General features: G+C 69.3%; 11 protein-coding genes and 1 pseudogene. 9 read left to right on the forward strand and 3 right to left on the reverse strand.

From position 1 onward, the window contains the following. From HCA58_RS05305 to HCA58_RS05315, 3 genes and pseudogenes are all read left to right on the forward strand, one after another. Positions 1-969 (forward strand): annotated as a pseudogene (locus HCA58_RS05305) (hypothetical protein); the annotation flags it as partial. Between the two features lie 251 nt (positions 970-1220). After that, on the forward strand, positions 1221-1811 hold the full coding sequence (locus tag HCA58_RS05310; RefSeq protein ID WP_169596647.1) for a tetratricopeptide repeat protein: 591 nt from the start codon (positions 1221-1223) through the stop codon (positions 1809-1811). A 41-nt stretch (positions 1812-1852) separates the two neighbouring features. Beyond that, positions 1853-3100 carry a glycosyltransferase gene (locus HCA58_RS05315; RefSeq protein ID WP_346775877.1) on the forward strand — a complete coding sequence of 416 codons (1248 nt, stop codon included), beginning with the start codon at positions 1853-1855 and terminating at the stop codon, positions 3098-3100. Between the two features lie 90 nt (positions 3101-3190). On the opposite strand, the gene HCA58_RS05320 is transcribed toward HCA58_RS05315, so the two are convergent. Continuing rightward, positions 3191-3910, reverse strand: coding sequence for a TetR/AcrR family transcriptional regulator (locus tag HCA58_RS05320; protein ID WP_169596649.1), 720 nt, complete (start codon positions 3908-3910; stop codon positions 3191-3193). A gap of 95 nt (positions 3911-4005) precedes the next feature. On the opposite strand from HCA58_RS05320, the gene HCA58_RS05325 reads away from it, so the two are divergent. After that, entirely contained in the window at positions 4006-4722 is a 717-nt protein-coding gene (locus tag HCA58_RS05325; protein ID WP_169596650.1) for a DUF4386 domain-containing protein, read from the forward strand. A gap of 68 nt (positions 4723-4790) precedes the next feature. On the opposite strand, the gene HCA58_RS05330 is transcribed toward HCA58_RS05325, so the two are convergent. Further along, the gene (locus HCA58_RS05330) at positions 4791-7169 is read right to left on the reverse strand and encodes a glycosyl hydrolase family 65 protein (protein WP_346775878.1); all 2379 of its coding nucleotides are present in this window, start codon (positions 7167-7169) and stop codon (positions 4791-4793) included. 58 nt (positions 7170-7227) lie between these two features. Then, positions 7228-7929 (reverse strand): A24 family peptidase, encoded by a 702-nt coding sequence (locus HCA58_RS05335; RefSeq protein WP_205807776.1) that lies wholly within the window; start codon positions 7927-7929, stop codon positions 7228-7230. 677 nt (positions 7930-8606) lie between these two features. On the opposite strand from HCA58_RS05335, the gene HCA58_RS05340 reads away from it, so the two are divergent. Genes HCA58_RS05340 through HCA58_RS05360 form a run of 5 tightly spaced genes read left to right on the forward strand, consistent with a single transcriptional unit; the run spans position 8607 to position 13136 of the window. After that, positions 8607-9176, forward strand: a complete 570-nt coding sequence (locus HCA58_RS05340) for a hypothetical protein (protein WP_169596653.1) — start codon at positions 8607-8609, stop codon at positions 9174-9176. Beyond that, positions 9170-10090: a hypothetical protein gene (locus HCA58_RS05345; RefSeq protein WP_169596654.1), complete on the forward strand. Its 921-nt coding sequence runs from the start codon at positions 9170-9172 to the stop codon at positions 10088-10090. Before HCA58_RS05340 ends, HCA58_RS05345 begins: the two co-directional genes overlap by 7 nt. Before the next feature lie 58 nt (positions 10091-10148). Next, complete coding sequence (locus HCA58_RS05350; RefSeq protein ID WP_169596655.1) at positions 10149-10811, forward strand: SAF domain-containing protein; 663 nt, start codon at positions 10149-10151, stop codon at positions 10809-10811. A gap of 2 nt (positions 10812-10813) precedes the next feature. Continuing rightward, positions 10814-11614, forward strand: a complete 801-nt coding sequence (locus HCA58_RS05355) for a ParA family protein (RefSeq protein WP_169596656.1) — start codon at positions 10814-10816, stop codon at positions 11612-11614. Then, on the forward strand, positions 11604-13136 hold the full coding sequence (locus HCA58_RS05360; protein WP_169596657.1) for an ATPase, T2SS/T4P/T4SS family: 1533 nt from the start codon (positions 11604-11606) through the stop codon (positions 13134-13136). Before HCA58_RS05355 ends, HCA58_RS05360 begins: the two co-directional genes overlap by 11 nt. The last annotated feature ends 4 nt before the right edge of the window (positions 13137-13140 follow it).

The following is a 13140-nucleotide window of genomic DNA, read 5'->3' on the forward strand; positions in this document are numbered from 1 at the left end:
AAGGCGACACCGGAGCCCAAGGCGCCCAAGGCGCCCAAGGCGCCCAAGGCGACACCGGAGCCCAAGGCGCCCAAGGCGCCCAAGGCGCCCAAGGCGACACCGGAGCCCAAGGCGCCCAAGGAGCCCAAGGCGCCCAAGGCGACACCGGCGCCCAAGGCGACACCGGAGCCCAAGGCGCCCAAGGAGCCCAAGGCGACACCGGAGCCCAAGGCGCCCAAGGCGCCCAAGGAGCCACCGGCCCACAAGGCTTCCAAGGATTCCAAGGAGCCACCGGAGCCCAAGGAGCCCAAGGCGCGCAAGGCGACACCGGAGCCCAGGGAGCCCAAGGAGCCCAAGGCGCCCAAGGCGACACCGGAGCCCAAGGCGCCCAAGGAGCCCAAGGCGCCACCGGCCCACAAGGCTTCCAAGGATTCCAAGGAGCCACCGGAGCCCAAGGCACACAGGGCGACACCGGAGCCCAAGGCGCCCAAGGCGCGCAAGGCGACACCGGAGCCCAGGGAGCCCAAGGAGCCCAAGGAGCCCAAGGCGCCCAAGGAGCCCAAGGCGCCCAAGGCGACACCGGAGCCCAAGGCGCCCAAGGAGCCCAAGGCGCCACCGGCCCACAAGGCTTCCAAGGATTCCAAGGAGCCACCGGAGCCCAAGGCACCCAAGGAGCCCAAGGCGCGCAAGGCGACACCGGAGCCCAAGGCGCCCAAGGAGCCCAAGGCGCACAGGGCGACACCGGAGCCCAAGGCGCGCAAGGCGCCCAAGGAGCCACCGGCCCACAAGGCTTCCAAGGATTCCAAGGAGCCACCGGAGCCCAAGGCGCCCAAGGCGACACCGGAGCCCAAGGCGCACAGGGAGCACAGGGAGCGCAGGGCTTCCAAGGCGATGCGGGCCCACAAGGAGCGCAGGGTCCGCAGGGAGCGCAGGGAGCGGGTGTCTCGGACCTTTATGTGCGGTCGGCTGTTGCGGGCGGCTCCGGCCTGATCGAGGTGTCGTGCGACGCGGGCGACACCGCCACGGGAGGTGGCTTCGAATCGCAGGGAAGCCCCGATGTTAGTCGCCCCATCACCACGCTCGGAGTTCCGACCGGGTGGCAGGCCGAATTCGGGGGAACTGGCGGCACCGTCTATGTCGTCTGCGCCGATGTGGCTTGACCTGACCGAAACCAAGGAGAGGCGACCGGAGTTCCGGATTGCCGACCATCGAAACACAGGGAGTAGTGGCACGGTATGAAGATGCAACAGATTTTCGGTTCACTGGCTTGTGGTGCCGTGCTGCTCGTCGGGGTCTCGGCGTGCAGCTCTGACAACAACGGCGACGACAGGGAGCCACCCAGCAGTGTCGGCGCCGCCAGTAACGGGTCCACGAGCGACCCGGCGGCTTTGATCAAACAGGGGGTCGAGGAGGGCAAGGCAGGAAAACTCGATCAGGCGAGGACCACTTTCGAGCAGATTGTCGCGGTGGACGAGAACAACAAGCTGGCATGGTTCAACCTGGGCTACATCGCTCAGTCGCGCGGTCAGACCGAGGAAGCGATCAGGAGCTACGATCGAGCGCTCAGGTCGGACCCGGAATACAAGCCAGCGCTGTTCAACAAGGCTATCGCGCTTGAGAGCACCGATCGACAGGCTGCTATCGAGCTGTACCGGAAGGTGGTGGGGATCGACGACGAGGCTTCCACCGCGTACCTTCGGCTGGGCCTACTACTCGCGGCCGGCGACGACAACAACCGTGAAGCGCAGCAGGCATTCGATCGCGCTCTGGAGATCGACGAGGCGCTGGCGAAAGAAGTCCCGAATGCCTACCGGTCTACCGGCAACCGCTGAGCGGAAGCAGACAGATGACTTTCCACACCAGGTCGCCACGAGTGACCGTATTCACCGGCAGTAACCGAACGAAGTACCTTGATGAATGCCATCAGACCCTGAGGGCGCAGACCTTCACCGACTGGGAGTGGGTCATCGTCTTCAACCAGGGCAACCGCTGGCGGCCCGAAACCCCTGACTCGCGCATTCGTTTCGTGGTGCAGGATGAGATTTCCGGGGTGGGGGCGGTCAAGAAACGCGCCTGCGCGGAAGCCACAGGCGACATTCTGGTAGAGCTCGATCACGATGATCTGCTGGCTAGTGACTGCCTTGCGAAAGTCGTCGCGGCGTTCGACGACGACCCGGCGATCGGTTTCGTCTACAGCGACACAGCGCAGATCTCGCAGGATGGTGGTCGGGACGACAGCCGCTTCGCAGCGGACCACGGTTGGCGGTATCGGGACGCCCTTGTCGACGGGCGCGAGGTGCTCGCCTGTTCGGCCCTCCCGCCGACTCCGCATAATGTCAGCTACATCTGGTACGCACCGAACCACGTGCGTGCGTTCCGGCGGGACGTATACGAGAAAGCTGGTGGGTACGACGATTCGCTGGATGTCGCCGACGACGCCGACCTGATGTGCCGGATCTACCAGCTCACCGATTTCCACCACATTCCGGAGTGTCTTTATCTTCAGCGTATGCATCCGGGGAACACCCAGCGGGTGCCGGAGGTGAATGCCCGCATCCAGCAGCGTACGGTGGAGATCTACGACCGCAACATCCAGTTCAACTCCCTGGCATGGGCCAAGCGACAGGGCCTTCTTGCACTCGACCTGGGCGCGGCCCACAACAAGCCTGAAGGCTACCAGGGTGTGGACGTCCACCCTGGGCCGGAGGTTGACCTGGTCTGCGACATCAGTCAGGGACTCGACCTGCCTGACGACAGTGTCGGAGTGATCCGGGCGAGCGATTTTCTCGAACACGTACCGGACAAGGTCGCCATCTTCAATGAGTTGTACCGGGTGCTGGCCCCTGGCGGCATGCTGCTGTCGACCACACCGAGCAGCGACGGCCGTGGCGCATTCCAGGACCCCACTCATGTGGCTTTCTACAACGAAAACTCCTTCTGGTACTTCACTGACCGGCAGTACGCGCGTTTCGTGCCGGAGATCAAGTGTCGTTTTCAGGTTTCCCGCCTGGTCACCTATTTCCCCAGTGAGTGGCATCGGACGCACAACATTCCGTACGTCGCGGCGAATCTCATCGCCATCAAGAATGATGTCCGCAACGGCGGTCGGCTGGCAATTTGAGGACATGGTCACGCCCCGGGGCGCGCCGGGGCTGGCCAACCCCGGACTCGGGCAGGGTTCCGCCGCTGCGGGGCGCGTTCCACCAGGTCCTCAAACGGGGGTGCGGGATACCGCCGGGCCGGCTGCTTCGCGGGTCTTTTCCAGACCCGCGAAGAGCAGATCGAGGGTGAACTCGAACTCGGTCTGACTGTCGCACCAGCCCAAGGTGGGGTCGGTGGCGTCGTGCAGTTCGGAGGCGACCATCGCCGCCAGGTGGGGCATCTGTGCGGCCAGTTCGGCCTGCTCCGCCTCCGTGACCTCGGTATCGGCGCCCTCACGGGCGCTGAGCTGAAAGACCTCCTGGGCGAATCCGAGCGCCAAGCTGCCGAACGCGTGCAGCGCCCGGTGGGCGATCCGGTACGAGAAGCCGCCGGCGATCAGGACGGCGAGGATGCCCTCGTAGTAGCCGTACACCCCGGCGGGAATGGTTGGTCGGGAGCTGAGCAGGGCGGGTGCCCACGGATGTCGCAGTACGACCGTGCGCGCGGCGAGGAATCGCAGCCTCAGTCGGGTACGCCAGTCTCCGCCGGCCGCATTCGCGTCGGCCTGCCCGGCGGCGGCGGCGATCTCGGCGACGACGGCATCGACGAGGCCGTCGAGTAGCCCTTCCTTGCCGGGTAGGTGGTGGTACAGCGACATCGCCTCGACGTCGAGGTCGGCGGCGAGTCGGCGCATCGTCAGTGCGGCCATTCCCTCCGTGTCCACGAGCGCGATCGCGGCGGTGAGCGCCCGGTCACGGGTCAGCGGCTCTCGGCGTCTTTTTGCTCCCATGAGGCTCCCATCTTCCCTTGACCTTACAACGTATGGTTGCCTTACGACGTAAGGCTCGCTCCGACACCGGAGCCGCCCGCACCGAAGGAGCCAGCATGCACCCACTGATGCGTACCGCCCGGACGACCGGGCTGTTCTACCTCGGGCTCGGCATCACCGCCGCACTCGGGTTCCTCACCGTCCGACCCATGATCTTCGAAGCTGGTGACGCCGACGCGACCCTCGCCAACCTGATCACCAACGAATCGTTGGCGCGCCTCGGGGTGACGCTCGAACTGCTCGTCGTACTCACCCAGACCCTGGCCGCCGTCTGGTTCTACCGGCTTTTCCGGGCGGTCGACAGCACCGCAGCCGGCAGCATCGCCGCCTTCGGCATCGTCAACGCCGTCGCGATCCTCGGCAGCGCCGCCATGCTCGGCACCGCAGTCGCAGTGGCCACCGACGAGGCCGGTGGAACAGCCGAAACCGTTCAGGTGCTGTACCTCGTCAGCGAGAACCTGTGGGCGGTGGGGGGACTCTTCTTCGGCCTCTGGCTGATGCCGATGGGCTGGTGCGTACTGCGGTCGGGTTGGCTGCCCCGGACGCTCGGCTGGTTCCTCGTCGCCGGTGGTGTGGGCTACCTGCTCATGACATTCGTCGGGTACCTCGCCCCCGACGCCGGGATCGCCGGTGACCTGCTCGTGGTCCCCGCCACCGTGGGCGAACTCTGGACTCTCGGCTACCTGATCGTCTTCGGCGTGCGAGAGCGGGCACTCACCGAGACCGCACGAGCGACGACGGAAGCGCCGCTCACCGCCGCGTCGACCGTCTGACCATCCGGCCGGCATGCCGGCCGTCAGGCGGGGCCCGTCCTCTCCACCGCAGACGTCGACAAGGCACCTCAGCGGCGGGTGGGGCGCCGGCCAGGTGGGGAGGGCGGCTCAGGGCCGGAAGCGGGTAGCGCGGGCATGGGTCGGATCGTCGGCTCACCGGCGGCGACCCGCAGACGCTCACCGTGGTGCCACAACTCGACCATGGCGTCGGCATCGGCGTCAGGTAGCTCGTAGCTCGCCTGGCCGGCGGTCAGTGTCACGTGCAGGCGGTGACCGTGCCAGAGCAGGCTGAACGCGAGACGCTCGATCCGATCCGGCAACCGTGGGTCGAACGACAGCAGTTCCCGATCGTCGCGCAGGCCGCCGAAACCCTGCACCAGAGCCAGCCAGGCCCCGCCCAGCGAGGCCAGGTGCAGCCCGTCGCCGGTCTTGTCGCCGAGATCCTCCAGATCCTGGAGCACCGACTCGGCGAACAGGTCGTACGCCAGGTCGAGATGGCCCAGTTCAGCGGCGATCACGCCCTGCGGGGCGGCGGACAACGACGAGTCCCGCACCGTCCGCGCCTCGTAGTAGGCGAAGTTGGCCGCCTTCTGCTCGGCGGTGAACTCTCCCGGGCAGCGCAGCATCGCCAACACCAGGTCGGCCTGCTTGACCACCTGGTGCCGGTACAACTCCAGGTAGGGAAAGTGCAGCAGCAGCGGATAGTCGTCGTCACCGGTGTCGGCGAAGTCCCACTCCGGCCGGTCGGTGAACCCGGCGGACTGCTGATGCACCCCCCGCTCGCGGTCGTACGGCATGATCATCGCTTCGGCGGCGGCCCGCCACCCGGCCACCTCCGCCGGGTCGACGCCCAGCCGGCCGGCCGCTTCCGGGTGCCGCTCGACGGTGTCCGCCGCGCCACGCAGGTTCCGCCGCGCCATCAGATTGGTGAACAGGTTGTCGTCGACCAGTGCCGCGTATTCGTCCGGACCGGTGACACCGGCGATGTGGAAGCTGCCGTCGTCGGTGAAGTGCCCGAAGCCGTGCCACAGCCGGGCGGTGGCCACCAGCAGGTCCAACCCGGGGCCGGTGAGGAACTGCTGGTCGCCGGTGGCCGTGGCGTAACGCAGGACCGCGTCGGCGATGTCGGCGTTGACGTGCAGCCCGGCCGTACCGGCCGGCCAGTAACCGGAGCATTCCCGGCCGCTGATGGTCCGCCAGGGGAAAGTGGCACCGGTGAGCCGCAGCTCCGCCGCACGGTCGTACGCCTGCGGCAGGTGGGCATGTCGCCAACGCAACGCCGAACGTGCCACGTCCGGCGCGATGTAGGTGAGTACCGGCAGGACGTATCCCTCCGTGTCCCAGAGCACGTGCCCGTCGTAGCCGTTGCCGGTCAGCCCCTTCGCGGCAATGGTCCGGTCGCCGTCCGCACGCCCTGCCTGGATCAGGTGGAACATGGCGAAACGGATCGCCAGTTGCAACTCCTCGTCGCCGACGAGCAGCACATCGGCGGTGCGCCAGGCGCGGTCGAGGGCGGCCCGCTGCTCGGTACGCAGCTCACCGAAGCCGGCCGCACGCGCGCTGTCCGCCTCGGTCGCCACCTGTGCGGCCAGTTCCTCAGGGGACGAGTCGTCGGCAGGCGCCCACTCGAATGCCGCGAACTTGGTCAGTCGCACCTGTTCGCCGGGGCGTAGCGGCCCGGTCAGGGTCACCCGGACCCGGTCCGGGGTGGCGTCGGCGTCGGTGCTGACGTGTTGCGGTGCCGCCGATCGGTGTGCGACCGCGACGGCGACCCGTTGTCCGCTGCGCTCGGTACGGTGCACCAGTACCGCATCGGTGTCGTGGACGCGGTGCAGCTCGGCGATGAGCGGGGCCTGGATGAGCGAGGCGGCCCGGGGGTCGTCGGCCCGTTCCGGAACGTGCTCGTTGGCCAGCAGGTCCGCGCAGATCCGCACGTCGACCGGGCCGTCCAGCGGTTCCACGGTCCAGTCGACGGCGGCGACCGGGCGGCGGGTCAGCGACACCAGCCGGGTGCTGCGGACCCGCACCGCGGCACCGGCCGGCGAGATCCAGTCGGTGCGGCGTTCGATCACCCCGGCCCGCAGGTCGAGCACCTGCTCGTGGGCGAGCACCGTGCCGGTACGCAGGTCGAGCGGCTCGTCGCCGACCCAGAGCCGTATCAGCGTGGCGTTCGGCGGGCTGATGACCGTGTCACTGACCTGCGGGAAGGCGTACCCGTTCTCGGGGTAGGTCAGCGTCCGGCGTTCGTGCAGCCCGTTGAGGTAGCTGCCCGGCATGTCGACCGGGTCGCCTTCGTCGAGGGTGCCGCGGCAGCCCAACCATCCATTGCTCAACGCGAAGACCGATTCGGTTTCGCCGAGTCGATCCAGGTCGTCCCAGGTCCGTCGGATCCGCCACTGCTCGTCGGGGTCCGGCTCGTCGGGTTGCTGGTCAGGGGTGGGGTGCACGGGGCCTCCAGGACTGTGTGACGGTCCCTGTGCTGTCGACATTTCCCCGGTGGCCGGTTCACCACACCAGCAGCAACGCGCCGATCGTGCCGAGTACCAGGTACGGCCCGAACGGCAGGTGACTCGACAGGCGTACGCGGCGGCTGACCAGCAGGCCCAGGGCGACCAGCCCGGACAGGGTCAGTGCGAGCAGCAGGCCGAGCACCGGCGCACTCCAGCCGTACCAGCCCAGCAGGGCACCGGCGCTCAGCGCGAGCTTGGCGTCGCCGATACCGAAGCCCCGCGCACCGAGCACCAGTGTGGTGGCGGCGAAGCAGACCGCCAACCCGATCCCGGCGGCGACGGCGCGTAGCCAGGGTGCAGGGCCGGCACCGGTCGACGCGCCCAGCCCGAGCAGCAGCCAGGTGCCGGCGGCGGCCGGCCAGGTCAGCCGGTTCGGTAGCCGGTGCACCGCGCTGTCGATGAAGAGCAACGGAATCGCGAAGGCCAGCCACCACGCTGCGGTGACCAGTTCGACTGCGGGTGGGCGGGTCAGTACCAGCGCGGCCACCGCAGCCAGGACGGCCAGTTCGACGGCGGCGGGTGGGGCTCCGATCCGGGCGCCGCAGCCGCCGCAGCGGGCCGTCGGACCGAGCGCCGGCCAGGGGCGGTGCGGGCCGATCGCTGCGCCGCATGCGTCGCAACGGGCACGGAGGGGACTTCCTGCGGGTACGCAGTGCCGGGCGACGGCGTATCGGAGCAGGGGGGTGACCGCCAGCAGAGCCGTGGCTCGCGGCCATGGTCGGGCAGTCGGGTGGGACGGTGGGGCATCTTGCGCAACCGCCGGCTCCGGCGGAACCGGTGTGGTCCGTTGGCGGGTCACGCCACCCACCTCATGACGGAGGGTAGCGAATTAGTCGGGTGGGAATGGTGGTGGCCGAGCCTCGCGGGCGTTGCCATCTGGTTGCCCAGGTCTCGAACAACCTGCCCGGAACGGGCAGGCGAAAATCCCACCATCCGCGATTCTCGACCATATGGCACCACTGTTGGCGGGGACGGAACAGTCCGATTGCCATTTCTCACCCCATCCTGACCGGGCACTCGGATGCCCGAATTGCTGCGGGGTCGACAGCTCCATCGACCGGGCCGAGCCGGGCCGGAAGCCTGAGTGAACAACGCCGGAAACCTTCCGGTAACCACCGATCGCCACCACCATTCGTAACTCAGAGTATTCACACGAATTGCCTCTGTCGCATCGGCCGATGTCAGCCTATGCTCGCCCCTTGGATGCGATGCAACCCATGCAAGCAGCCAGGCCAGTGCATTTACAGAAGATCCACAAGAGCGAATGCGGCTGCGCTTGCTGCCGAGCCGGAAAATTCGGTCCGGTGCAGCCCGCCGCACCCCGGAGACGCCGACGACGACGGCGCCCACCGGTCGGCACCGAGGAGGCACGAGGTGCAAGCACGGCAGCTGAGCCGCCTGACGGCCGGCCTGGTCGCGGTGGCCACGGTCGGCACGGGCACCGCATGCGGCGGCACCCAGCAGACATCCACCACCGCAACACCTGAACGGAACAGACCAGCCGGAACCGAACGGGCCGCCGAGCAGGCGGCTGCCGAGGAAGCAGCGCTGGCGGCCTACTCCGGATATCTCGCGGCCTCCCGGACGGCGAGCCGGCGCAGTGACCCGCAGGAACCGCAGTTGACCCGCTTCCTCGCCGACCCCCTGCTGACCAGGGTGCGGTTCAGCCTGCGTCAGGCCCGCCAGAACGGCGCGGTGAGCGCCGGCACGTTGCGCTCCGAAGGCCCGACCGTCACCTCGATGGACCTGGACGCCACCCCACCCACCGCCGAGATCCAGGACTGCGTCGACGCAAGCGACTACCGGCTCGTCTACCTCGCCGACGACAAGGTCGTACCGGGTTCCCGCGGCTCCCGTCACCTGGCTACCGCCACCGCCAACCAATACCCGGACGGTCGCTGGCGGATCAGCACCGGCGCAGCCCACCAGGACCAGCCGTGCTAACCAGGCGGAGCGTCCGGCGGGCGCTGCTCGGCGGTGCGCTGGCGGTACTGCTGGCCAATGCCGGAGCGACTCCGGCGACCGCCGCGGACCCCGGTGCCGAATGCCCGCCGGCCCAATCGAACTGCAACGTGTGGGACGACGACCCCGGCACCCCCGGTGGCGGCGGAAACGGCGGTGACAACGGCAGCGGGGGAAACAACGGGGGCGGTGCGGGCGTCTGCCAGTGGGAGGGACGCACCATCCCCTGCTACGACGAACTGCTCGGCTGGTTCGACAGCAGTAACGGCTGCTACTACAAACTGGCCGAGTCGCCGCCCACAGAACCGGCCGACGGCAAGCTGTGGTACACCAGAAGCTGCAACGGCGGGGCTCTGGGCCAGGGAGAGCTCGTGCAGTTGGACGCGCCCCCGCCGGGTTTCGGCGCTCCGCCGGATCCGGAGGAACTGGCCCGCCGGGCATTCGCCTCGATCACCCTGCTCGCGCCGCGGGCATCCGTCGCGCCGCGCAAGGACGTCGGCCCCGGGCTTGTCGGTCTGCCGGTGTGGATGTGGGCCGAACAGGGCCCCAACCAGTTCGGTCCGTTGCGCGCCTCCGCCTCCGACCGGGGCCTGACCGTCACCATCCAGGCCGAGGTCGACCGGGTGCTCTGGGACATGGGCAACGGCGACGTCGTCCCCTGCCTCGGCCCCGGCACCCGGTACCGCCTCGACGGTCCGCACGCCGGTGGGCGATCCCCCGACTGCGGTTACCACAACGGTTATCCCGAAGCCGGCACCTACACGGTCCGGGCGACCACGCACTGGTCGGTGAGCTGGACCAGCAGCGGCGGCGACAGCAGCAGCATCAACGGGGTCACCCGCACCACCGGGCCGGTCGTCATTCAGATCAACGAGCTGCAGGTGGTGGCCCGGTGAGCACGAAAAGTCAACCGGTCCTGGGAGCCCCGCAGGCGCCGACGAAAGGTGTGACCCGATGAGCGTGGCTACCCGCAACGGCGCCTCCCCGGTGGATGCGCCGGTCACCCCTCCCCGGGTGGTCCGCCAACGCCGGGTCCGGCCCGGCCTGCTCGGTCTCGCTGTCCTGCTGATCGCCCTCGGCGGGCTGGGCTCGGCGTTCGCGGTGACCTCCGTCCGGGCGACCGGAAGCTACCTGGCGGTCGCCCGGGCCGTGGAAGTGGGCAGTGTGGTGAGCGCCGACGACCTGGTGTCGGTACAGGTGGCCGGCGGTCAGGGACTCGACCCGGTACCCGCCGCCAAACTGACCGACGTGGTCGGCATGCGCGCCGCCGTCTCACTGGCCCCCGGGTCCCTGCTGACGATGGCCCAACTCACCGACGATCCGTTACTCGGCCCCGGGCAGCAGCAGCTCGCGTTGGGGTTACGCGCGGCCCAGGTGCCGGCACCGAAGCTACGCCCCGGCGATGAGGTGCTGCTGGTCAGCACCCCGAGCAACGACAACGGGAACGTTTCGTCGTCGGGTGTCACCCGGTTCGCCGCCACCGTCACCGACGCTGTATCGACCGACGGCCGGGACGAGGTCGTCGTCTACCTGGCGCTCGGCGTCCGGGACGTACCGGCCGTGGTGGCGCTCGCCGCCCAGGACCGGATCGCGGTCGTGCTGACCAGGGCGGCCTGAGTATGGCGATCATCGCGATGGTGTCGGCGAAGGGTTCGCCGGGGGTCACCACCACCGCGCTGGCCTGCGCGTTGAGCTGGCACCGGCGGCTCATCCTCGCCGAGTGCGACCCGGCCGGAGGCTCCGTCCTCGCCGGCTACCTCGGCGGTGCGCTCGACGGCCCGCGCGGCATCGGTGAGCTGGCCGTCGGTGAACTGCGGGACGGCAGCTTGGAAACCGCGTTCTGGTCGCAGCTGGTCGACCTGGACGCCCCCCGCCGGGAACGCCTCCTGCTGCCGGGAGTGGTCGACCCGGTCCAGGCCGGTAGTGTCACCCCGCTCTGGCAACGCTTCGCCGACTTCTTCACCGGCCTGGAACGCGGTGACCCACCGTACGACGTGCTCGTCGACTGTGGACGACTACACGTCCTCGGTCCGCCCTGGCCGTTGCTGCGCGCCGCCTCGGTGGTGCTCGTGGTGTCCCGGGCTCAGCTGCCCGACCTGTCCGGCACCCGAGCCATGCTCCAGACCATCGAACGGGACTTCACCGAACACCGGGTGCCATCGGGCACACTCCGGCTACTACTGGTCGGCGGCGGACACGGCAGGAGCCAAGTCAGTAAGGCCCTTCAGGTGCCGGTGATCACCCGACTGCCACACGACGCGCGTACCGCCGAGGTGTTGAGCCTGGGTGGGACGGTGCGGGCCAACCGGCCGCTGCTGCGGGCGGCCCGTGAGCTGGAGGTGCCGATCGGCGCGCTGCTGGAACGGCGGCGGGCGCGGCTGGCGTGGCCGGTCGCCCAGGGGGTGCCGGATGCGGTTTGAACCGGTCTCGTCCGACCCGCGCCGGCAGCCACCGGGTGCCACCTCCACCGCCCCGCCCCTGCCGCCGGTCAACGGTCGGCACCACCAGCCGGTGCAGGCGCCGGTCCCGGTCTCCGCACCGCCGTCCCCACCACCCCGGCCGAAGGTCGACTTCCAGGTGGTACGCGAGCTGCGCCGGCAGCTCAGCGAACGGCTCACCAGATGGCAGCGCGGCCGGGAGTTCAGCGTCGCCGAAGAGGACACCGAGCGGGCCCGGCTCGCGGTGGAGCTGGTCGCCGAATACGCCGACGCGGTGCGCCGCGCCGGCACCCCGATGGCCGCCGGTGCGGAGCGGCTGCTACTCGACCAGGTCACCGCAGAACTCGCCGGCCTCGGTCGACTTCAGACACTGCTCGTCGACGACACGATCGAGGAGGTGCACATCCTCGGTTGCGACCAGGTACGCATCACCCGGCACGGCGGCGGAGTCGACTGGGTCGATCCCATCGCCGACAGCGACGACGAACTGGTGGAGATCCTTCAGGCGGCGGCCCGGCGGGCCGGCGCGACGGAACGCTCCCTGTCCACCTCGAAGCCCACCCTGGACCTGCAACTGCCCGACGGCTCCCGACTGGCTGCGGTGTTCCTGGTCAGCCACCGCCCGTACGCGGTGATCCGCAAGCACAACACCCTCGACGTGACCCTCGACGACCTGGCCGGTGGCCGGGGCGACCTGGACGAAATGATCGACCCGCTGCTGCGTGACTTCCTGCGGGCGTCGATGCGGGCGGGACTCAACGTCATGGTGGCCGGGTTGGCCGGTGCCGGTAAGACCACCGTGATCCGGGCCATGATGAACGAGATCCCGCCCGACGAGCCGTACGTGCTGCTGGAGGAGAGTCGGGAGCTGCTCCCGGCCCGTCGCGGCGATCGGCACCGGGCGGTGATGAGCTTCGAAGCCCGGGAGGGGCACGGTGAACGCGGGCCGGACGGCCGCCCGGCGGGCGAGGTGAGCATCGCCGACCTGATCCCGGTCTCGCTGCGGATGGGTGTACTGCGGATCATCGTCGGTGAGGTGCGGTCCCGGGAGATCGTGCCGATGCTCCAGGCGATGACCACCAGCCGGGGGTCGATGTGCACCATCCACGCGCGTACCCCGGCCGGCGTCGGCGAACGGATCGTCGAGTTGGCGCTCTCCCATGGCCGGGAGATGACCGTCGACCAGGCCCGCCGGATGGCCGGCAACGCACTCGACCTGATCGTCTACGTCACCGTGGACGACGAGACCGGCATCGGCGGGCGGAAGCACCGCTTCGTCTCGCACGTCGAGGAGGTACTGGGCGTCGGCGAAAGTAGCCGGATCACCACCACCCAGGTGTTCGGGCCCGGCCGCGACGGCCGGGCGGTCCCCCGGCACCTGCCGGAGCGTGTCCGGGATCAGCTGCTGCGGGTCGGCTACGACGCCCGGTTGCTGAGCCGCTGGATCGAGGCCGGTCAGGGTGCCTGGCGCCGGCCCCGGCAGACCCGACTCGGGCGGCGGTAAGTCG

The organism is Micromonospora sp. HNM0581 (assembly GCF_012726175.1).
In the GTDB taxonomy this organism is placed as follows: Bacteria; Actinomycetota; Actinomycetes; order Mycobacteriales; family Micromonosporaceae; genus Micromonospora.

What these genes read in the sequence shown, in the direction of transcription:
- HCA58_RS05310 (WP_169596647.1), top strand. Translation starts at nt 1,221, where the DNA reads ATGCAACAGATTTTCGGTTCACTGGCTTGTGGTGCCGTGCTGCTCGTC.
- HCA58_RS05350 (WP_169596655.1), top strand. Translation starts at nt 10,149, where the DNA reads ATGAGCGTGGCTACCCGCAACGGCGCCTCCCCGGTGGATGCGCCGGTC.
- HCA58_RS05325 (WP_169596650.1), top strand. Translation starts at nt 4,006, where the DNA reads ATGCACCCACTGATGCGTACCGCCCGGACGACCGGGCTGTTCTACCTC.
- HCA58_RS05320 (WP_169596649.1), bottom strand. Translation starts at nt 3,910, where the DNA reads ATGGGAGCAAAAAGACGCCGAGAGCCGCTGACCCGTGACCGGGCGCTC.
- HCA58_RS05360 (WP_169596657.1), top strand. Translation starts at nt 11,604, where the DNA reads ATGCGGTTTGAACCGGTCTCGTCCGACCCGCGCCGGCAGCCACCGGGT.
- HCA58_RS05355 (WP_169596656.1), top strand. Translation starts at nt 10,814, where the DNA reads ATGGCGATCATCGCGATGGTGTCGGCGAAGGGTTCGCCGGGGGTCACC.